This window comes from Marinobacterium profundum, assembly GCF_001528745.1.
Lineage (GTDB): Bacteria > Pseudomonadota > Gammaproteobacteria > Pseudomonadales > Balneatricaceae > Marinobacterium_A > Marinobacterium_A profundum.
Window position 1 is genome coordinate 17,736 of record NZ_BCNS01000093.1, and the last position, 21,352, is coordinate 39,087.

A 21,352-nucleotide genomic window follows, 5' to 3' on the forward strand; every position below is an offset into this window, starting at 1 on the left:
GGCATGGCCAGTGAAGCCTCATTTCCGTGTAAAAAAATTACCGATTTCGGCATTTTTCTGTGTTTTGCGTTTACCTTCCTGACCGAGAATCCATTATGCTCGAAGAGCCGATGTGACTCCGGGCATAGCGCCCGGCTGATTTTCATCTAAGGGAGAGAGTGGATGGCTGATCTGCACGAATCGTTGCGCGATGATGTTCGAATGTTGGGGGACTGCCTGGGGCAGACCATTGAAACCCAGCTTGGCGAGGCTTTTCTGCAAAAGGTAGAACGTATCCGCAAGCTGGCCAAAGCCGGACGCCAGGAAGACAACAGTGAGTATCACGAACTGCTGAGCGCTCTGGGCGAACTGAGCGAGGATGAAGTGCTGCCGGTGGCCCGCGCCTTCACCCAGTTCCTGAATCTGGCCAATATTGCCGAAGAGCACCACCGTGTACGCCGGCGTCTGGAAGACAGTGGCAAGGACGCCCCCGAGTCCCTTGGTCAGCTGTTTCGCCGCCTGAGCGATCGCGGTTTCAGTGTGCGCGAGATTGCCGATGGACTGGGAAAATTGAGTGTGGACCTGGTACTGACTGCCCACCCGACCGAAGTGAATCGCCGCACCCTGATTCACAAGTTTGATGATATTGCCGATTGTCTCAAGCGGCTGGATCGGGGCGAAAAGGTGCAGCATCGTCTGCGTGAACTCGTCAGCCAGATCTGGCATACCGACGAGATCCGCCAGCAGCGGCCGACCCCGGTAGAAGAGGCTAAATGGGGCTTTGCGGTGATCGAGAATTCCCTCTGGCAAGCTGTGCCCAAGTTCCTGCGAACCCTGGATGAGCAATTGCAGGAAGTGCTGGGCGAAGGTCTGCCACTGGATTGCTGTCCGGTGCGCTATTCCTCCTGGATGGGTGGAGACCGGGACGGTAACCCCAATGTGACCGCCAGGGTAACCCGCGAAGTGCTATTACTGTCTCGCTGGATGGCGGCGGATCTGTATTACCGCGATATAGACCAGCTGCGTGCCGAGCTGTCGATGAGTCAGTGCAATGCCGAGCTGCGCGAACGAATCGGGGAGGTGCCTGAGCCCTACCGTGAACTGCTGGGTAACGTACGCGCGGCTCTGGGGCGGACCAAGGTGTGGATCAAGGCGCAGCTCGATGGTAATCCAGTGCCGGCCGAAGGCGTATTGATGCACGAAGATGAGCTGCTGCAGCCGTTGCTGCTGTGCCACAGATCCTTGCAGGATTGCGGCATGCAGATCATCGCCCAGGGGCGGCTGCAAGACATGATCAGGCGTATTGCCTGCTTTGGCATGACGCTGGTCAAACTGGATATTCGCCAGAATGCCGATCGTCACGCCGGCGTCTTTGATGAAATCACCGCGTTTTATGAGTTGGGCTGCTACAGCGACTGGGATGAAGCCCGTCGGCAGGAATTCCTGCTGGCTGAGCTGAGCAGCCGCCGCCCGCTGTTGCCAAGGGCCTGGCAGCCGTCGGCTCTGGTGCAGGAAGTGCTGGATACCTGCAAGGTGGTCGCCGCTTCAGAGGAGAACTCCCTTGGCAGCTATGTAATCTCCATGGCCAGCCAGCCCTCCGATGTGCTGGGTGTCATTCTGCTGCTGCAGGAAGCGGGCATCGGCCACAAGATGCGTGTGGTGCCATTGTTTGAAACCCTGTCGGATCTACAGGGTGCCCATGGCTGTATCGATGCATTGCTGTCGCTCGACTGGTACCAGGATTATATTCAGGGCCAGCAGGAAGTCATGATTGGCTATTCGGATTCCGCCAAGGATGCCGGCCAGCTGGCCGCTGCCTGGGGGCAGTTCCAGGCCCAGGAAGAGCTGACCGCGGTTTGTCGTCGGCATCAGGTGCACCTGACCCTGTTCCACGGCCGTGGCGGTACTGTGGCCCGTGGCGGTGGCCCTAGCCATACCGCCATCCTGGCTCAGCCTCCAGGGTCAGTGGATCACGGCCTGCGGGTGACCGAGCAGGGCGAGATGATTCGCTTCAAGTTCGGCATCCCCGAAATCGCCATCCGCAATATGGAGCTTTATACCGCCGCTGTGTTGCAGGCAACGCTGGACCCGGTACCGGGACCCCAGCCGCAGTGGCGCAGTCAGATAGAGCGCATGGCCCTGCGGGGTCTGAAGGAATACCGTGCCGTGGTGCGGGAAGATGAGCACTTTGTGCAGTACTTCCGTGCAGCGACACCTGAGCAGGAACTGGCCAAGTTGCCGTTGGGATCACGTCCGGCCAAGCGGCGTACCGATGGTGGTATCGAGAGCCTGCGTGCCATTCCCTGGATTTTCGCCTGGACCCAGACTCGTCTGATGCTGCCGGCCTGGCTGGGCTCGGACAGTGCCCTGCAGGAGGCGGTGGCGGATCAGCTGCCGCTGTTGCACAGCATGTACCGTGACTGGCCGTTTTTCCGCGCCAATATCGACATGCTGGAGATGGTGCTGGCCAAGAGTGATCCGGATATCGCGGCCTACTACGATGCGCGGCTGGTGTCTGAAGAACTGCGGGTGCTGGGTTCGAGTCTGCGCAGTCGCCTGCGTGACAGTGTAGAGCTGGTGAAGCAGATCAAACAGCAGACACAGCTGCTGGCCGAGAATCCGGTGATCCGCCAGTCCATTGAGGTGCGCAATCCCTATATAGATCCGCTGCACTTTCTGCAGGCCGAACTGCTGCTACGTGACCGTACTCAGCCCGACAGTCGGCTGGAACGAGCGCTGATGGTGAGCATGTCCGGAATATCGGCGGGGATGCGCAATACTGGCTGATTTTTGATCAGCCTGCAGGCGGGGTTGATGACAACCCCGCTTTTAGCTTACCCTCAATACCCTTTTGCGTGCGGGCAGCGCCTGCGCGTGCATCAAAAGGCTAGTGTGCTGACGAAAAATCGCGTGCCTGGCATCGCCGCAGGCGGCAGCTTTCAAGGCTGTTGCGCTGCTTTTTCCTCAGTGCGTTAGTGCTAATGTCGCATTGTCCCCCCGTGCCGGACTCGTTACTGTCCAGAGCATGGATATTGGGTGCTGACTGCCGTACAGCCACGCGAAACAGATTTTTTAGTTTTTTGTTATTACAAGAGTAGGAGTCAATCTCACAATGCGTATTATTCTTCTGGGCGCCCCCGGCGCCGGCAAGGGCACACAGGCACAGTACCTGACCGAGAAATTCAACATTCCGCAGATCTCCACCGGCGATATGCTGCGCGCCGCCGTCAAGGCCGGTACACCCCTGGGTGTGAAGGCCAAGGCTGTGATGGATGCGGGTCAGCTGGTATCCGATGACATCATCATCGGTCTGGTGCAGGAGCGTATCACTCAGGACGATTGCGCCAATGGCTTTCTGTTCGACGGCTTTCCGCGCACTATCCCCCAGGCTGACGCCCTTAAAAATGCCGGTGTGCAGATTGATGCCGTGATTGAAATCGACGTTGATAACGAAGAAATCATCAAGCGCATGAGCGGTCGTCGTGTTCACCCGGGCTCTGGCCGTACCTATCATCTGCTGTTCAATGCCCCCAAGGTGGAAGGCAAGGATGATGTCACCGGTGAAGAGCTGATTCAGCGTGTGGACGATGAGGAAGAGACTGTACGTGCCCGCCTGAAGGTATACGATGAGCAGACTGCACCGCTGATCAACTACTACAAGGGCTGGGGCGAGTCCGATGCTGCTACTGCGCCGCGTTATGTCTACATTCCGGGTGTCGGCTCGGTTGAACAGATTCGCGACAATATCTTCGCCGCGCTCTGATTCTGTGTCACCGCATATAAAAGGCCGCTGATTTCAGCGGCCTTTTTGTTGCCGGTTGCTTGTCGGTGCCTGATCGCAAAAGCTGCCTGGGCCCGGCCTTTAAGGTATTCTCGCCTTTGAGACCAAAACGCTACGGAGCCCCTTGATGCATCGGCGACTGTTTATTCGACGCTTGGGAGTCGCCGCGACTGCGCTGTTGCTGGCGCCGCTGCAAGCTCTGGCCAACTGGAACCGTCGGGCGTTCGAAAGCCCGGCCATTGATGCTGCGCTGACCGAAGCCTTTGGTCGCAGTGATACGGTTAGGGCGCTGGAGATTGAATTGAAGCTGCCCACCACGGCGCATCTGGGGGAGCTGGTACCGGTCATGGTGCTGACCCATCTGCCAAAAGTAACCCGTCTTGCGCTGCTGGTGCACGACAACCCCAGGCCGCTGGCGGCCCTGATTGAGTTCGGGCCCAATACCTTGCCAGAGCTTGCTGCACGCATTCGTTTATCCAAATCCAGTGAGGTTTCAGTCGTGCTGGAGTCTGATGGACAGCTGTTCCGAAACAGCCAGCCGGTGCAGATCGTACTGAGCGGCTGTGGCCCAGGCAGCGACGGGGCTGTATCTTGAACACCGAGACGTCGATCAAGGACAACATCACCAGGGTGCGGCTGTTTCTGAAACATGACATGGCGCTGCAGATAGCGCTGAGCGGCTGTGGCCCAAGCAATGCCAATGACGAGGTTGCATCTTGAGAGTCGAGACTTCGATCAAGGATGACGTTATTACAGTGCGGCTGTTTCTGCAGCATGGGATGGCCGGGCAGGCGGGCTGTGCGGCCGATGCGGTTGATGCCCTGTTCATTCGAGAGCTCAGTGTGCGTTACCGGGGCGAGAAGGTGTTTGGCGCTGCGCTCTCGCCGGCCATGTCGGCGGATCCCTTTGTGCGCTTTCGTTTTCTGGGCACCGGCGGGGGTAGCCTGGTGATCAGCTGGAATGACAGTCAGGGTGGGGGCGACACCTACAGCCATGAGATCGCCTGACAGACGCTACAGTATCATCGGCAATTCTTAATTCTTCGCCGTTTCTGGCGTGCAATGACCCGGTTTTCTACTTCTGAGCGCAGGCCAAGCACCTTTTGTTATCGGGTCTCAGGTACAGGTCCTGCGGCGCTGGGTTTTTAGGCCCGAGTTGGGGATAATACGCGGCCGCGCGGCACCGGGTCCTATCAAGCCCAGGCATCATGCATGATCTCCCTGGTGGCTGCGCCACGGCACATACGATTAACCCGAGCGGGATCTAGCAGCCTGTCGGACTTACCACTGATCTACTGCGGAAAAGCCGTTTTTGGTCATTTTTCGTCCTCTTTTTTGTTAAATAGAACCACTATTTGACTCAAAAGAGCTCAAAAACTGCCTCAAAACAGACTTTCCCTCGCTACGATCGGCCAAGTCCGACAGGCTGCTAGGATCCTGCCCCGGCATCCCGGCTATTGGCCGGGTACAGGAGCATATCCATTGGAAGACGAAATTCTGTTCGGTCAGCATGCGGTGCGTACGGCGCTGAAACGCGACTCCAAGCGCATCAAGCGTCTGCTGGTGCAGCAGGGCCGTAATGATGAGCGTATTCAGCAGGTGATCGATCTGGCGGCGCCTGTGCATGTACGCCCCGAGCGGGTGAGCCGTCAGGAGCTGGATCGGCTGTCTGATGGCGGCGTGCATCAGGGGGTACTGGTACTCTGCGATCCGATTCTTTCCAAGGATGAGGCCTTTCTCGATCAGTTGCTCGATGGCCTCGAGGCCGCGCCCTTTTTGCTGGTGCTCGATGGCGTCACGGATCCCCACAACCTGGGGGCCTGTCTGCGCACCGCCGACGCCGCCGGAGTACAGGCGGTGATTGCGCCCAAAGACAAATCAGCGCCGCTGAATTCCACTGTCTCCAAGGTAGCCTGTGGTGCCGCTGAAGTAGTTCCCTATGTGCAGGTCACTAACCTGGCCCGCACGCTGCAGATGCTGCAGGAGCGCGGCATCTGGATTACCGGCACCGCCGGGGAAGCCGAGCAGCTGGTGTATGATGCCAGCCTCACAGGTCCGATGGCATTGATCATGGGCGCTGAAGGCAAGGGCATGCGCCGCCTGACCCGCGAACACTGTGATCACCTGGTCAAGATTCCAATGTCTGGTGAAGTCAGCAGCCTGAACGTTTCTGTGGCCGCAGGTGTCTGCCTGTTTGAAGCCGTACGTCAGCGCAGACAGGCCTGAGAGGCCGGCCTGGCGCCGCCAAGTGCACCGCTCAGTCCGGCATTTCGTGGCAGTGCTGGGCGATCATGGCGCCTTCATGGGTTGGAATTACCAGCACTTCTATGCGGCTGTTCGGGTGGCTGATCAGCGTATCTCCTGCAATGTTGGCTGCGGCGTCCAGCTCTACACCGAGCCACTTCAGGCGCTTGCCGATGCGGGCACGAATATCGGCATCGTTTTCACCCACTCCTCCGGTGAAAACGATGCGATCCAGACCTTCCATGGCAGCACCAAGACGGCCGGCCTCAAGTGCGGCGCGATAGCAGAACATGTCGATCGCAAACTCGGCCGCATCGGCGTCGCTGCGGTGTAGTTCGAGCATGTCTGAACTGATTCCCGAAACTCCCAGCCAGCCACTTTCCCTGTTAAGTATCTGCTCCAGTGCATCCATATCCAGCCCATAGTGACGTTGCATGTACAGCAGCACGCCGGGGTCTATATTGCCGCAACGGCTGCCCATGGGCAGGCCATCGACGGCGGTAAAGCCCATGCTGCTGGCCACCGAGCGGCCATCCTTTAGCGCGCACATGCTGGCACCGGAACCAAAGTGACAGACCAGGCTGTGCCCGAGCCCCCGATCCTGTGCTGCCAGCTGGCGTTGAATGAACTCGTAGGACAGGCCGTGGAAGCCATAGCGCTGAATCCCGTCCTGGGTAAAGCGGGCGGGGATTGCATACTGGCGCTCCAGGCTCGACTGGCCAGCGTGGAACATGGTATCAAAGCAGGCCACTTGCTCCAGCCCTGGCAGCCGTGCCCGGCACGCCTGGATAAGCTCTATGTTAAAAGGCTGATGCAGGGGCGCGAGTGGGCTGAGTTGATGCAGGGCGACAATCAGGTCGTCATCAACCCTGACAGGGGCTGAAAACTGCTGTCCACCGTGCACAACACGGTGCCCCACCCTCTCGATGCTGCAGTCGGGCAGGTTCTCATCGATCCAGTCGAGCACCAGCGTCAATGCCATCAGGTGGCGCTGGTTTGAAGCGATGTGGCTAAAGTCGGGGTGAAGCAGGGCGAGCTCTTGCCCCCGGTCGCCGGTAATGGAGAGCTCCGGTGTACCCAGGGCATCGCCCAGCTTGAAACGGTAGCGCAGCTGGGGGACGCCGGCGCCAGGTTCATAGAGGCCGCACTTTAGGCTGGAGGAACCGCCGTTAACCGCCAAAATACACTTCATGAATCCACTGTTCCTTATCGCTTCAGGTTGAGAGCGTTGCGTTGATGCACAATATGGGAGGCAAGGGCACAGGATGCCATGCGGGTCAGGGTATTGTCTGCGCGGCTGGTCAGTATGATCGGCACCCGGGCGCCGAGGGCGATGCCGGCGGACTCGGCATTGGCAAGGTACACCAGCTGCTTGGCAATCATGTTGGCGGATTCAAGATCGGGCGCCAGCAATATATCGGCCTCTCCTGAAACCTCTGATTTTATGTGCTTGTCGAGCGCAGCCTGGCGTGAAATGGCATTGTCGAAAGCCAGTGGGCCGTCCAGTATGCCACCGCTTATCTGTCCTCGCTCAGCCATCTTGCACAGCGCAGCGGCGTCCAGTGTACTTTGCATGCTCGGGACTATTTTCTCGACCGCCGCCAGTATGGCAACGCGGGGGCTGGGGATCCCCAGAAGCTGGCAGAATTCGATGGCATTCTGCACTATGTCTCGCTTGATCGACAGATTCGGCGCTACATTGATGGCCGCATCGGTAATCACCAGTGGCTTGTGGTAGTTGGGAATATCAAACACAAACACATGGCTGAGGCGGCGCTCGGTTCTGATGCCCAGGGTTTTGTGCAGCACGGCGCTCAACAGCTCGGAGGTGGCCTGAGCGCCTTTCATCAGCGCTTCGACGCGGCCCTGGTGCACCAGCTCGCAGGCCTTTTCGGCCGCGGCATGGCTATGGGGTACATGGATGATTTCAATCCCTGTCAGATCGAGCTCTTCCAGCTCTGCAAGGGCTCTGATGCGCTCCTCGGGCCCTATGAGTATCGGCTCGATCAAGCCCTCTGAGGAGGCGGACAGGGCGCCTGTCAGAGAGTTGTGATCAACCGGATGTACCACCGCCGTGCGGATGGGTCTGGCCTGGCGGGCCTGCTGGATAAAAAACTCCAGCTGCTGCTGTGCGGGGGCCTGTTCAATTTTGATCATTCGATGAGAGTCCTGTCGTTTTCCAGCAACTGGAAGATTCGATTATTATGCTGCAGATCAAAAAAGCCTAGCCTGATCTGGATCATATAGGAGGCTTTATGGGTGTGTCAGGACAGGGTGGGCGGAAAAGGGTTCCAGCAGTTTTTCCGCGCCCTGCAGCAGTGTTTCCGTCAGGCGCCGTGCCAGCGGTGTTTTCAGGTTCCAGACGTGCCAGTAAAGCGGCACGGCCAGATAATTACCGGGGGCCAGATCGACCACCAGCCCCTTGGCCAGAAAAGGGCCGCTTTGCTGATCCGGCACCATGCCGGCACCAAAACCACGCACAATCAGATCGATAAAGGCATCGGGAGAGGGGACGCGGTGGCGCGGGAAGTCACCGGCTGCCAGACCATAAAAGTGCTCCAGATAGCGGCAATGCAGTGCATCCTTGTGATTATATTCCACCGCCGGCGCCTGGCGCAGGCCTTCGGAAGTTACCTTGCCGCCGAGGTAATGCCTGATATAGGACGGTGCCACCAGGCAGCGATAGGGCATGACGCCCAGGGGAATGCAGTTGCAGCCCTGCATCGCCTGCGGGCTGGCGGTGATACAGCCAATGACTTCGCCGGTGCGCAGCAGGTGGTGGGTTTGATCCTGATCATCGACCTTTAGCTCCAGCAGGATTTTTTCCTGCTCCAGCAAGGGTTGCAGTGCTGGTAAAAACCAGCTGCTGAGGCTGTCGGCATTGAGCCCCAGGGGCAGGCGGGTAAAGCTGCTGTCTTCGCCATCATATACCTCCCTGAGCAGTTCCTTTTGCAGCAGGCTCACCTGGCGATAGTGTTTGAGTACCTGTTGGCCCGCCGGTGTCGCCCGCACCGGGCTGGATCGGATCACCAGCGCCTGACCAAGGCGTTCTTCGAGCTGCTTTAGACGCTGTGACACCGCCGACTGGGTTATATGTAGCGAGGCGGCGGCGCGCTCGAAACTCTGTTCTTCGATCACGGCGGCCAGGGCCTGAATCTGTCGATAATCCAGCATTATTAGTTCTGCTAATCGGTTATAAAAAATATAAGTTTTACTTACTTATCGCTGCCGGTCAATATCGCGCCCATCTTTAAACGTGCAGCCCGTTGCGGACGGGCTTTTATAACGGGAAACGGTTTGATGAACAGTGCACTTCAGTCCAGTGTCATGTTGCAGGGGTTTGTGACCGGCGGCGGTTTGATTATCGCCATAGGTGCGCAGAACGCTTTTCTGCTGGCCCAGGGGGTACGACGCCAGTATCACTGGCCCATTGCCCTGCTGTGCAGCCTGAGTGATGCCTTGCTGATCTGCCTGGGCGTACTGGGCATGGGGGCTCTGATCAGCGAGTCGCCGATGCTACTGGAGTTGGCACGGATATTCGGCGCGATTTTTCTGTTTTACTACGGTTATAGAGCACTGCGCAGTGCGTTGCAGCCGGCGGGGCTGGATATGGCCAGTCGTGGGGCCGGTTCCCTCAAGTCGGCGCTGCTGACGACCCTGGCGGTCAGCCTGCTGAACCCCCACGCCTATCTGGATACGGTGGTGCTGGTGGGGAGTATCGCCACCCAGTACGGTGACAGCCTGCGCTACTGGTTTGGCGCCGGTGCCGTACTGGCTTCTTTTACCTGGTTTCTTATGCTGGGTATGGGCGCGCCCAAGCTTGCCCCGCTGTTTCGCAACCCGCGTGCCTGGCGGGTGCTCGACAGCCTGGTATGTCTGATGATGTGGGGCATAGCCCTGAGCCTGGTGCTCTGAACTCTATGCTCCCCGGACCTGACTGCTACTATTGAGGGTGTCTGATTGGTCGGGAAGCCCATGATACATATACGCGAGATTGACCATCTGGTGCTGCGGGTAAAGCAATTGGAGCCCATGCTGGACTTTTACTGTCGGGTGCTGGGCTGTGAACTCGAGCGGGTCAAGCCGGAGCTTGGGCTCTATCAGCTGCGCGCAGGGCGGGCGCTGATTGACCTGATCACGGTCGATGGTGAACTGGGGGCGGCCGGTGGCAGGGCTGCTGGCACCGAGGGGCGTAACCTGGATCACCTGTGTCTGCGGCTGGAGCCGTTTGACGCAGAGGCGATTCGTGTCTACCTGAACGCAGAGAATATAGAAGTAGGCCCTATTGAAGCGCGCTATGGGGCCGAGGGCATGGGGCCCTCGTTCTACATTCAGGATCCGGAAGGCAACACCCTGGAACTGAAGGGCCCCTCGCAGCCAAGTTGACCCACGCTTTACTATGCATGGTTGCCAGTATTATCCCGCTTGGCCTGAACGACCATCGGTTTCTATTGTCGGTTAAAGTGGCGCAGCTTGCGGCTGCTTGGCGGTAACGAGGGAGCGATTATGAACAATAGCTTTGGCGCACGTGATTCGCTGGATGTCGGTGGCAAGACTTATGAAATCTTCCGGCTGGATGTCCTGGAGGCGCAGTACGGTATCAGCCGCCTGCCTTACAGCCTTAAAATTCTGCTGGAAAACCTGCTTCGCCTCGAAGACGGCCTGAATGTACAGCCATCGGATATCGAAGCCTTGTGCCGCTGGAGCCCAACCGCTGAGCCCAGCGACCAGGTTGCCTTTACCCCGGCGCGGGTGGTGCTGCAGGACTTCACCGGCGTGCCGGTGGTAGTGGATCTTGCCGCAATGCGCGATGCCATGGTCCGACTCGGCGGTAACCCTGAGCTGATTAACCCGCTGCAACCGGTGGACTTGGTGATCGATCATTCGGTGATGGTGGATCACTACGGCACGGCCCAGGCGCTGGATCTCAATACCCGCATCGAGTTCCAGCGCAATGCTGAACGCTACCAGTTTCTGCGCTGGGGCCAAAAGGCCTTTGCCAATTTCCGCGTGGTGCCGCCCGGCACCGGTATCGTGCATCAGGTAAACCTCGAATACCTCGCCCAGGTGGTGATGACCAAGGATCATAACGGTGTACTGCAGGCCTACCCCGACACCCTGGTGGGTACCGACTCCCACACCACAATGATTAACGGCCTGGGGGTGCTGGGCTGGGGTGTGGGTGGCATAGAGGCGGAAGCCGCGATGCTGGGGCAGCCTGTGACCATGCTGTTGCCCAAGGTTGTCGGCATGCGCCTAAGCGGGCGCCTGTCGGAAGGCGCCACGGCTACGGATCTGGTGCTGCGGGTGACACAAATGCTGCGCAGCCATGGGGTCGTTGGCAAGTTTGTCGAGTTCTTCGGCGCAGGCCTGGCCGAACTGCCGCTGGCGGATCGTGCCACCATTGCCAATATGGCGCCCGAGTACGGTGCGACCTGTGGTATTTTTCCGATCGATAGTGAAACCCTGCGTTATCTGGAGCTTACCGGGCGCAGTGCCGAGCAGTGCACGCTGGTGGAGGCCTATGCCCGCGAGCAGCGACTCTGGCATGACGACACCAGTGCCCAGGCAGACTACAGCGAAGTACTTGAGCTGGATCTGGCTTCAGTGGTGCCGAGCATCGCAGGTCCCAAGCGCCCTCAGGATCGTATCGCCCTTACTGATGCCAAGCGCGCCTTCCTGAGCCTAATGCGCGAGCATCAGGGTACGTTAGACCCGGAGGTGCCAATGCAGGACGGTGGCGTCGCCTTTGAGCTGGATGGTGAACAGCATCTGCTGCGCAACGGGGATGTTGTCATTGCAGCCATTACCTCCTGTACCAACACCTCCAACCCTGCGGTCATGCTGGCGGCCGGGCTGGTGGCCAAAAAGGCGCGGGATCTGGGACTGAAAACCAGGCCCTGGGTTAAAACCTCACTGGCACCGGGCTCCCAGGTCGTGAGCGCCTATCTGCAGGCCGCCGGGCTGATGGAACCGCTGGAAGAGCTGGGGTTCAATCTGGTGGGTTTTGGCTGCACCACCTGTATAGGCAACTCAGGGCCGCTGCGACCCGAAATCAGCCAGGCGATCAGCGACGGTGGCTTGATGGTATCGTCTGTGTTGTCGGGCAATCGCAATTTTGAGGGGCGGATTCACCCGGAGGTAAAAACCAACTACCTGGCATCACCGCCGCTGGTGGTGGCCTATGCACTGGCGGGCAATATGACTCTGGATCTGTATCAGGACATGCTGGGCCAAAGTTCTACCGGCAAACCGGTTTATCTAAAGGATATCTGGCCGACGCAGCAGGAAATACAGACACTGCTGCGCACATGCATCAATGCGGAGATGTTCCGCAGCCGTTACGCCGATGTGTTCGAGGGGCCTGACTCCTGGCGCACGCTTCCGTTGCCCGAGGGCACCACCTATCAATGGCCAGATTCCAGTTACATCAGGCATCCGCCGTATTTCGATGGCATGAGTGCAGAGCCGGTGCCACCGCAGGCCGTAACGGGCGCGCGTTGCCTTGTTCGTGTGGGGAATTCCATTACCACCGATCATATTTCGCCGGCCGGAGCCATCAAGGCTGATAGCCCGGCGGGTCTGTATCTGCAGCAGCTAGGCGTACAGCCGGCCGACTTTAACAGCTACGGCTCCAGGCGCGGCAATCATGAAGTGATGATGCGCGGCACCTTTGCCAATATTCGCCTACGCAACCAGCTGGCGCCGGGTACAGAGGGCAGCTGGACGACGCATTTCCCCTCCAGCGAAGAACTCAGCATCTTCGATGCAGCAATGCGTTATCAACAGGAGGCGGTACCGCTGGTGGTGCTGGCAGGCAAGGAATATGGCACGGGTTCCAGCCGGGACTGGGCGGCCAAGGGCACGCGGCTGTTGGGTATTGCTGCGGTTATTGCCGAGAGTTTCGAGCGCATTCACCGCTCCAACCTGATCGGCTTTGGTGTGCTGGCGCTGCAATTCAGGGACGGTGAGTCAGCAGACAGTCTCGGGCTGCATGCCCAGGCGCAGTTTGATATAGACCCGGTTGATGATCAGCCGACGGAGGTCGGGGTCACGGCGAGCGCGCCAGATGGCAGCCAAGTGAGCTTCAGGGCAACAGTGCGGATTGATACACCGGTAGAGTGGGACTACTACCGCCATGGTGGCATCTTGCAGTATGTGCTGCGCAATCTGGCCGGCGCAGGGCGGCCAAAGGCCAGCTGAGCCACCGCACCTAAGGTTCGTCAGGCGGCCTTGTTAACCGGGATATCGGCTTTTGCGTCAAGCGCCGGTTGACCGGCTGCCAGGAAGGAAATGATGGCCAGAATGCCGCACACCGCCATGACCGAAGTCATCGGCAATGCGGTACCGTCGTGGAATAAGCCCACAGCGGCGCCGCCGAATGAGCCGACACCAAAGCGCAGTGAGCCGCCCAGTGCCGATGTGCTGCCGGATATATTCGCAAAACGATTCATGACTTCAGACAGCGTGTGTGCGCTGATAATGCCGTAGGTGCCAACAAAGAGGACACAGGCCAGTACGACCAGCGCTAGCGCTGGTTGTGACAGAAGGCTGAGAGCGATCAGTAGCAGGCACACCAGGCCTATCAGCCCAAAGGTCAGCTGCAGAACACGCTTTGAGCTCAGGTGCCTGCAGCGATTGGCCAGGGCAGTGAGGGCCATCAGGGCGATGATATTCAGGCTGAACAGCAGTCCGTAGTATTGTTCGGCCACGCCAAACAGCTCGATATATACGAACGGAGAGGCCGCGACAAAGGCCATCATGCCGGCAAACATGAAGCCTGCGCTCAGCATGTGGCCGAGTGCGTGTCGATCCCGCAGCAGGATGCCATAGTTGTGCAGCAGCACCGCCGGGCGCAGCGGAATACGCTGCGGGGCAGGCAGGGTTTCATTGATCTTGCAGTAAAACAGCGCCATACCAACGACTGCGATCAGTGCCAGTACCCAGAAAATCATGCGCCAGCCACTGACCACGAGCACCAGCGCGCCCAGCATGGGGGCGATCAGGGGGGCGACCGCCATTACCATCATGATAACGCTCATGGTGCGGGCGAAATCACTGCCCTGGAAACGATCCCTCACCAATGCCGGCACTGTGACGGCCATGGCGGCGGCGCCGGTGGCTTGCAGGGTACGGGCCATCAGTAGCCAGTGAATATCGGGCGCCAGTGCACAGAGGATGCTGCCGAGGATAAACAGCAGCACGCCGGTAATAATCACGAAGCGCCGCCCCATGGCATCGGACAGCGGGCCGAAAATAAGCTGTGGCAGAGAAAATCCGATCAGGAACACGGTCAGGCTCTGCTGTACTGCTTCGGTCGAGGCACCTAGCCCGGTGGCGATGGCGGGCATGCTGGGCAGGTACATGTCGATTGCCAGCGGAGAAAGTCCGATGAGCAGGCCCAGAATGATAATAAAGGCTTTGTCCGTGGTCATAAATTGGCGATCTGCAGTGTAAATGTGGTGATACAGGCGTGAAATACGCTGGTAATAACGCGGAGAGCCGAGTCAGTCCACAGCAAAATGCTTCTGGTGTCGCTGCAAGAGCGACGCGGGTAATCACGCAAACTGAAATAAACTGAGGCCAGTCGAACTAGACTGCACAGGGACACCGATTTTAGCACTCATGGCGTGCTTTTGCCGGCGGTGTTTTACGAACTGACTGTTGCAATAATTGCGCTAATTCGGGTTAGTTCTGATTCGATAAATGCACAGAGGAATGGACATGACAGACACTCCATTGGCTGATCGTCTGGTAGCGCACCGCGGCTATGCGGCGCGCTACCCTGAAAATACCCTGCTGGCGGTGCGCGAGGCGCTAAATGCCGGCGCCCAGTTTGTGGAGGTCGATATCCAGCTCAGCGCTGATCATGTTGTCGTGGTATTTCACGATGATGATACCCAGCGCTTGTGCGGACAGGGAGGTGCTGTGCAGGCACTGCATAGGGCAGAACTCGCCGCGTTATCCTGCCATTATCCCTCCCGCTTTGGCGAAAACTACAGGGGCGAAACCCTGGCAACCCTGGCGGGCCTGCGCCTGCTGATGCAGCAGTTTCCCGATGTGGTGTTCTTCATCGAGTTCAAGCGCGGGTCCATAGAACATTTCGGCCGGCGCGAATTCCTGCAGGCCGCAGCTTCGGGGCTGGCGGCGGTGCGTGATCAGGTGGTGCTGATCAGCTATGATCGCCCGATTCTGCAGCAGGCGGCAGAGCTTGGCTGGCGTATAGGTGCGGTACAGGATCACTGGCCAGAGGCAGATGATCAGGTGCTACAGCAGCTCAAGCCCGAATTTTTGTTTCTGGATGTCACGGCTTTGCCGGACGGCCCGCTGGCCTGGCAGGGGTTGCGTTTGGCGGTGTTCGAGGTGGCCGATGCTGACCAGGCACTGGCGTTGATGCACCGGGGCATCGAGCTGGTGGAGACCTTTGATATTGGCGAGATGCGCTATGCGCTGACCTGCAAGCAGGAGGCGCTTGACTCACAGTAGATAAAAGTAGCAGATCAGACTACAGCCTTAATTCGGTATATAGCGGCAGAGCGAGCCCCCGGATGCAGTTTTGTTTGCTGCATCCGCAGGCCTTCAGATCTTTGATCAGAGGGTCTTGAGCTTGGCCTGATAGGGCGGCCATCCCATGGCTTTGCCACCGAGTACATGCAGGTGAATATGATAAACCGTTTGGCCGCCGTGGTTATTGCAGTTAAACACGGTGCGATAGCCATCACTGGCAAAGCCCTGTTTCTCTGCGAGTCTTGCGGCCACCATGACCATATGGCCCACGACTTCACGGTCCTGTTCCGAGATATCATTCAGCGTACTGATGTGCTGGCGCGGAATAACCAGCGCATGGAAGGGCGCCTGTGGATTTATATCGTTAAACGCGATCACCTTGTCGTCTTCGTAGATGATTCCCGCCGGGATTTCCTTTTGCAGTATTTTGCAGAACAAACAGTCCATATCAGCCCTCGTGGCGCCGGATTTAAGTCGTCCGCCGCCATGGGTTCATAGCGTTTCGAGAATTTCCCGTGGCGGACAATGATATTGCGCACAGACGGTATCGTCGGACTTAACGGACTCAAGGTGAACGTCAAAACCCCAGAGCCTGTGCAGGTGCCGGAGGACTTCTTCCGAACTCTCTCCCAGCGGCTGATTATTATACATGTAGTGGCGCAGCGTCAGGGAACGATCACCGCGTACATCGACGTTATAAACCTGAATGTTGGGCTCGCGGTTACCCAGGTTGTACTGCGCCGACAGGTCTTCGCGGATGCGCTGGTAGCCGGCTTCGTTGTGAATGGCTGAAACCTTGAGAGTCGGACTCTCGGCGTCATCGTAAATTTCGAACAGCTTGAGCTCGCGAATCAGTGCTGGTGACAGGTATTGCTGAATGAAGCTCTCGTCCTTGAAGTTTTCCATGGCGTAGTGCACTGCATCCAGCCAATCGGTGCCGGCCAGCTGCGGGAACCATTCACGGTCCTCATCCGTCGGATGTTCACAGATCCGGCGGATGTCCTGCATCATGTGATACCCCAGGGTATAGGGGTTGATGCCACTAAAGTAGGGTGAGTCAAAGGGGGGCTGGTAGACCACGCTGGAGTGGCTGTGCAGGAACTCCATCATGAAGCCATCGGTGACCAGGCCCTCGTCGTACAGACCATAGAGCAGATTGTAGTGCCAGAAGCAGGCCCAGCCTTCGTTCATGACCTGAGTCTGTTTCTGTGGGTAAAAGTACTGCGAGATCTTGCGCACTATCCGCACGACTTCCCGTTGCCAGGGCTCCAGCAGCGGGGCGTTTTTCTCGATGAAATAGAGTATGTTTTCCTCCGGATCCTTGGGAAAGCGTGAAACCCGAGCGGTTTCCTGTTCTTCTTTCTGCGGGATGGTATTCCAGAGGTCATTGAGGTGGCGCTGGATATATTCTTCGCGGTCGCGCTGGCGCTGGCGTTCTTCCTCGGCAGTCCGCGGCTGCGGACGCTTGTAGCGGTTAACACCATAATTCATCAGGGCGTGGCAGGAGTCGAGCAGTTCCTCTACCGCTTCGGCACCGTAGCGCTCTTCGCAGTCGGCGATGTATTTCTTGGCAAACACCAGATAGTCGATAATGGCGGAGGCGTCGGTCCAGGTTTTGAACAGGTAATTACCCTTGAAGAAGGAGTTGTGCCCGTAGCAGGCATGGGCAATGACCAGCGCCTGCATGGTCATGGTGTTCTCTTCCATCAGGTAGGCGATGCTGGGGTTGGAGTTGATAACGATCTCGTAGGCCAGCCCCATCTGGCCGCGCTTGTAGCGTTGCTCGGTCTCGACAAATTGTTTGCCGAAGGACCAGTGATTGTAATTCAGCGGCATGCCGATGGATGAGTACGCATCCATCATCTGCTCGGAGGTAATGATTTCGATCTGGTTGGGGTAGGTATCCAGGCGAAAACCTTTCGCCAGGCGGGCTATTTCCTTGTCATATGCCTCGATCAGCTCAAAGGTCCATTCTGAGTCGGTCGACAGTGGTGCTTTTTTCTTCGCTGGACGACTCGTCATGCAGCACCTTCCATTTTCCGTGCAAACAGTTTGCGAAAGACGGGATAGATGTCGGCGGCTTCCTCGATCTGATGCATCGCAAAGGTTTCGGGGTAGGCTTCGCGCACCCGTTCATATTCCAGCCAGAGGTTCTGGTGAGGGCCGGTGGTGATTTCGACGTAGGCATAGTACTGCACATGGGGCAGTACCTTGTTGATCAGTATCTGGCGGCAGGCGTCGGAATCGCCATCCCAGTTATCGCCATCTGAGGCCTGGGCGACATAAATGTTCCAGTCACCGGCAGGGTAGCGGTCGCGAATAACATCGCCCGACAAGGTCAGGGCACTGGAGACGATAGTACCGCCGGTTTCCCGGGAATAGAAGAACTCCTCCTCGTCCACTTCCTTGGCGTGGGTGTGGTGGCGGATAAAAACCACTTCAATCTGTTTGTAGTTTCGGGTCAGGAACAGGTAAAGCAGAATAAAGAAGCGTTTGGCCATGTCCTTGATGGCCTGGGTCATTGAGCCGGACACGTCCATGACGCAGAACATGACCGCCTTGCTTGAAGGTACCGGCACGCGCACCAGATTGGTGAACTTGAGATCAAAATCGTCGATAAAGGGCAGCTTGCGGATTTTCTTTTCCAGCGCCTCTATTTCGGCTCGCAGCAGCTCGCGGAGCTTGGCATTTTCAGGGTTGGAGGGAGCATCTTCCAGCTTCCAGAGTTCTTTCTTCAGTTCCCGCACCTGGCGCCTGTCCTTGCCGGACAGCGCTATGCGCCGCGCATGGGCGGCACGCAGAGAACGTACAATATGAAGCTTCTCCGGTGAACCTGAGGTGGTGAAGCCTGCACGCCGGGTTTCGGTCTGGGTTGCGTCGCGCAGCTTTTTCTTGACCATATAGGGCAGCTCAAGGCCTTCAAACAGGAAGTCGAGAAACTCTTCCTGATTGATATTGAAGGTGAACTCGTCCATCCCCTCGCCCTGGTTGCTGGCCTTGCCCTTGCCACTTCCACCGCCGCCACCGCCTTGGGGCCGGCGGAATTCATCGCCCTCCATGTATTCCTTGTTACCTGGGTAAATACGCTGCCGCTGGCCGCCATCACCATGGTGAAATACCGGTTCGGAAATGTCATGGTTGGGGATCGTGACCTGACCGCCCTGTTCTATTTCCCTGATGGAACGCTGATTGACCGCTTCTTCCACCGCTCGCTTGATGTGCTTGCGGTAGCGGCGCAGGAAGCGCTGCCGATTCACGGTGCTTTTCTTCTTTGCGTTAAGCCGTCGATCAATAATGTAACTCATACCCTGCTCCTTAGCCGGCGCTCCTCACTACAGCCGCTGTTGCGGTGAAGTCTGGGGCGCCGAGCCCGTGTGGGGGCGACAGCAACCAGTAACAGACGCGGGGCCGTTACTGGGACTTACGTACGCGGATATACCATTCGCTCAGCAGGCGCACCTGCTTCTCGGTGTAGCCGCGATTGATCATGCGTTTGACAAACTCGCCATGTTTGCGCTGATCGTCGGACGAAGCCTTGGCGTTGAAGGAAATGACCGGTAGAAGATCCTCGGTATTGGAGAACATCTTTTTCTCGATCACGCTACGCATTTTCTCGTAGCTCATCCAGGTGGGGTTGTTGCCGTTGTTGTTGGCCCGGGCGCGCAGCACAAAGTTGACGACTTCGTGGCGGAAATCCTTCGGATTGCTGATACCCGCCGGTTTTTCGATTTTTTCCAGTTCCTCGTTGATCGCCTGGCGATCCAGAATATCGCCGGTTTCGGGGTCGCGGTATTCCTGATCCTGAATCCAGAAATCGGCGTAGGTGCAGTAGCGATCGAAGATATTCTGGCCGTATTCCGAGTAGGATTCGAGATAGGCTGTCTGCACTTCCTTGCCGAGAAACTCAATGTACTTGGGTGCGACAAATTCTTTCAGATAGCCAATGTAGCGTTCCTGGGTTTCCGTCGGGAATTGCTGCTGCTCTATCTCTTTTTCCAGTACATAGAGCAGGTGCACCGGGTTGGCGGCGACTTCGCTTGGGTCGAAGTTGAAAACCTTGGACAGAATCTTGAACGCAAAGCGGGTCGAGAGGCCGTTCATGCCTTCGTCCACGCCGGCGGCGTCCTTGTACTCCTGCAATGACTTCGCCTTGGGGTCGGTGTCTTTCAGATTTTCGCCATCATAGATGCGCATTTTCGAGTAAAGGCTGGAATTATCCGGATCCTTGATGCGGGACAGCGTCGTGAACTGGGCCAGCATGTTCAGGGTGTCAGGCGCGCAGGGCGCCTGGTTGAGCGAGCTGTTTTCCAGCAGTTTTTCGTAGATTTTGACTTCCTCGGAAACCCGGGTGCAGTACGGCACCTTGACGATATAGACACGGTCTATGAAGGCTTCGTTGGTCTTGTTGTTCTTGAAGGTTTGCCATTCCGACTCATTGGAGTGGGCCATGACGATACCGTCATAGGGAATGGCGCCCATGCCCTCGGTGCTGTTGTAGTTGCTTTCCTGGGTGGCGGTCAGCAGCGGATGCAGCACCTTGATGGGCGCCTTGAACATCTCGACGAACTCCATCATGCCCTGGTTGGCGCGGCACAGAGCGCCGGAGAAACTGTAGGCATCGGGGTCGTGCTGCGGAAACTCTTCCAGTTTGCGGATATCGACCTTGCCCACCAGGCTGGAAATATCCTGGTTGTTTTCGTCTCCTGGCTCGGTTTTGGCCAGCGCAATCTGGTTCAGAATAGAGGGGTAGAGTTTGACTACCCGGAACTGGCTGATATCACCGCCGAACTCCTTCAGTCGCTTCACAGCCCAAGGAGACATGATGCCCTTGACGTAGCGCCGCGGCACGCCGAATTCCTGCTCCAGAATCTCGCCGTCTTCTTCCGGGTTGAACAGCCCCAGTGGAGACTCGAACACCGGCGAGCCCTTGATGGCGTAAAAATGCACATGTTCCATCAGGTGTTTCAGTTTTTCGGCCAGGGAGGATTTGCCGCCGCCGACAGGGCCGAGAAGGTACAGAATCTGTTTGCGCTCTTCCAGTCCCTGGGCGGCGTGCTTGAAGTAAGAGACGATATTTTCGATCGCTTCTTCCATGCCATAGAATTCGTTGAAAGCTGGATAGCGCTTGATGACCTTGTTGGAAAAAATGCGGCTTAAGCGTGAATCTCGGGAGGTATCGACGGACTCGGGTTTTCCGATTGCCTGAAGCATGCGTTCCGCCGCGCTGGCATAGGCCGTTGGGTCTTCCTTGCACATGGCAAGGTACTCCTGCAGGCTCATTTCTTCCTGTTGCGTCGAGGAATAACGCGCTTTGAAGTGCTCAAAAATACTCATATCGGCTACCTTCTCTGTCTCATTACCGCTTGATTAGTAAGGTTTTTAGTCGGTTGACCTATACTGTTGCCTTCTGTTAATTCAAGTGTAGCCCACCTTTGGTGTGCCGGTGGATGTTCGCGTTAATTTTGCCAGAAGCCTTTCCGTCACCCCTTTGATAGCGCCGTCCAAAGCAAGTTCAGGGCAGCCATTAATACCATTTTCAGGTGGCCTGATTTTCTTCATTAGTGCAGGAATCGGGCCGTTTCGTTATCTTGATTACATGACAGCGGCAGTCGGTTTGCGGCTGATCGCTACTGTCGCTATGGGTGCATCGGTACTAAGGCCCCTGGCAGCTATTAGAGCATACGTTTTTTAGCCTGGCCTGGTTCAGGTTCTGACCGCTAAACAGTCTGATTCCAAGGATCCAGGGTCAGAACCCGGCGGCCAGCACGCTCTGATTATATGAGGTCCAAGCTGTACTATTAACCCGGCGGACAAATAGATCCCTCCCTATTTGTCCGTCACG

The 21,352-nt window shown here is 57.5% G+C and carries 18 protein-coding genes; 10 read left to right on the forward strand and 8 right to left on the reverse strand.

Features of this window, described 5'->3' with window-relative positions; genetic code table 11:
- The first annotated feature begins 162 nt into the window (after positions 1–162).
- The 6 genes from ppc (at position 163) to rlmB (ending at position 5,985) form a co-directional block, all read left to right on the forward strand.
- Positions 163–2,766 carry a phosphoenolpyruvate carboxylase gene (ppc, locus tag MPRO_RS07215; RefSeq protein ID WP_067289537.1) on the forward strand — a complete coding sequence of 868 codons (2,604 nt, stop codon included), beginning with the start codon at positions 163–165 and terminating at the stop codon, positions 2,764–2,766.
- A 325-nt stretch (positions 2,767–3,091) separates the two neighbouring features.
- Positions 3,092–3,742 (forward strand): adenylate kinase, encoded by a 651-nt coding sequence (gene adk / locus MPRO_RS07220; RefSeq protein ID WP_067289539.1) that lies wholly within the window; start codon positions 3,092–3,094, stop codon positions 3,740–3,742.
- Between the two features lie 145 nt (positions 3,743–3,887).
- Complete coding sequence (locus MPRO_RS07225; RefSeq protein ID WP_067289542.1) at positions 3,888–4,355, forward strand: thiosulfate oxidation carrier protein SoxY; 468 nt, start codon at positions 3,888–3,890, stop codon at positions 4,353–4,355.
- Positions 4,352–4,480, forward strand: a complete 129-nt coding sequence (locus MPRO_RS26480) for a hypothetical protein (RefSeq protein WP_281177150.1) — start codon at positions 4,352–4,354, stop codon at positions 4,478–4,480. The genes MPRO_RS07225 and MPRO_RS26480 overlap by 4 nt, the downstream gene beginning before the upstream one ends.
- Positions 4,477–4,767, forward strand: coding sequence for a thiosulfate oxidation carrier complex protein SoxZ (locus MPRO_RS07230; protein ID WP_158651767.1), 291 nt, complete (start codon positions 4,477–4,479; stop codon positions 4,765–4,767). The genes MPRO_RS26480 and MPRO_RS07230 overlap by 4 nt, the downstream gene beginning before the upstream one ends.
- A 474-nt stretch (positions 4,768–5,241) precedes the next feature.
- The gene (gene rlmB / locus MPRO_RS07235) at positions 5,242–5,985 is read left to right on the forward strand and encodes a 23S rRNA (guanosine(2251)-2'-O)-methyltransferase RlmB (RefSeq protein ID WP_067289546.1); all 744 of its coding nucleotides are present in this window, start codon (positions 5,242–5,244) and stop codon (positions 5,983–5,985) included.
- 31 nt (positions 5,986–6,016) lie between these two features.
- Here rlmB and MPRO_RS07240 read toward each other — a convergent pair whose 3' ends face one another.
- The 3 genes from MPRO_RS07240 to MPRO_RS07250 form a co-directional block, all read right to left on the reverse strand.
- Positions 6,017–7,195: an acetate/propionate family kinase gene (locus tag MPRO_RS07240; protein WP_067289548.1), complete on the reverse strand. Its 1,179-nt coding sequence runs from the start codon at positions 7,193–7,195 to the stop codon at positions 6,017–6,019.
- 14 nt (positions 7,196–7,209) lie between these two features.
- Positions 7,210–8,160 carry a bifunctional enoyl-CoA hydratase/phosphate acetyltransferase gene (locus MPRO_RS07245; protein WP_067289550.1) on the reverse strand — a complete coding sequence of 317 codons (951 nt, stop codon included), beginning with the start codon at positions 8,158–8,160 and terminating at the stop codon, positions 7,210–7,212.
- Between the two features lie 96 nt (positions 8,161–8,256).
- Positions 8,257–9,177 carry a LysR family transcriptional regulator ArgP gene (locus tag MPRO_RS07250; RefSeq protein ID WP_067289553.1) on the reverse strand — a complete coding sequence of 307 codons (921 nt, stop codon included), beginning with the start codon at positions 9,175–9,177 and terminating at the stop codon, positions 8,257–8,259.
- Between the two features lie 126 nt (positions 9,178–9,303).
- Here MPRO_RS07250 and MPRO_RS07255 point away from each other — a divergent pair, with 126 nt between their 5' ends.
- From MPRO_RS07255 to acnA, 3 genes are all read left to right on the forward strand, one after another.
- The gene (locus MPRO_RS07255; RefSeq protein ID WP_067289556.1) at positions 9,304–9,918 is read left to right on the forward strand and encodes a LysE/ArgO family amino acid transporter; all 615 of its coding nucleotides are present in this window, start codon (positions 9,304–9,306) and stop codon (positions 9,916–9,918) included.
- A 60-nt stretch (positions 9,919–9,978) separates the two neighbouring features.
- The gene (locus MPRO_RS07260) at positions 9,979–10,389 is read left to right on the forward strand and encodes a VOC family protein (protein WP_067289558.1); all 411 of its coding nucleotides are present in this window, start codon (positions 9,979–9,981) and stop codon (positions 10,387–10,389) included.
- A gap of 120 nt (positions 10,390–10,509) precedes the next feature.
- On the forward strand, positions 10,510–13,206 hold the full coding sequence (gene acnA, locus MPRO_RS07265; protein WP_067289561.1) for an aconitate hydratase AcnA: 2,697 nt from the start codon (positions 10,510–10,512) through the stop codon (positions 13,204–13,206).
- Positions 13,207–13,226: 20 nt separating this feature from the next.
- Here acnA and MPRO_RS07270 read toward each other — a convergent pair whose 3' ends face one another.
- Positions 13,227–14,438: a Bcr/CflA family multidrug efflux MFS transporter gene (locus tag MPRO_RS07270; protein WP_067289563.1), complete on the reverse strand. Its 1,212-nt coding sequence runs from the start codon at positions 14,436–14,438 to the stop codon at positions 13,227–13,229.
- Positions 14,439–14,727: 289 nt separating this feature from the next.
- Here MPRO_RS07270 and MPRO_RS07275 point away from each other — a divergent pair, with 289 nt between their 5' ends.
- On the forward strand, positions 14,728–15,489 hold the full coding sequence (locus MPRO_RS07275; RefSeq protein WP_067289564.1) for a glycerophosphodiester phosphodiesterase family protein: 762 nt from the start codon (positions 14,728–14,730) through the stop codon (positions 15,487–15,489).
- A 105-nt stretch (positions 15,490–15,594) separates the two neighbouring features.
- Here the strand turns inward: MPRO_RS07275 and MPRO_RS07280 are convergent, their stop codons facing one another.
- The 4 genes from MPRO_RS07280 to MPRO_RS07295 form a co-directional block, all read right to left on the reverse strand.
- Entirely contained in the window at positions 15,595–15,957 is a 363-nt protein-coding gene (locus MPRO_RS07280) for a histidine triad nucleotide-binding protein (protein ID WP_067289566.1), read from the reverse strand.
- Between the two features lie 45 nt (positions 15,958–16,002).
- Complete coding sequence (locus MPRO_RS07285) at positions 16,003–17,532, reverse strand: SpoVR family protein (protein WP_067289568.1); 1,530 nt, start codon at positions 17,530–17,532, stop codon at positions 16,003–16,005.
- Positions 17,529–18,815, reverse strand: coding sequence for a YeaH/YhbH family protein (locus MPRO_RS07290; protein WP_067289570.1), 1,287 nt, complete (start codon positions 18,813–18,815; stop codon positions 17,529–17,531). Before MPRO_RS07290 ends, MPRO_RS07285 begins: the two co-directional genes overlap by 4 nt.
- A gap of 106 nt (positions 18,816–18,921) precedes the next feature.
- The gene (locus tag MPRO_RS07295; RefSeq protein ID WP_067289572.1) at positions 18,922–20,844 is read right to left on the reverse strand and encodes a PrkA family serine protein kinase; all 1,923 of its coding nucleotides are present in this window, start codon (positions 20,842–20,844) and stop codon (positions 18,922–18,924) included.
- Between the last annotated feature and the right edge of the window lie 508 nt (positions 20,845–21,352).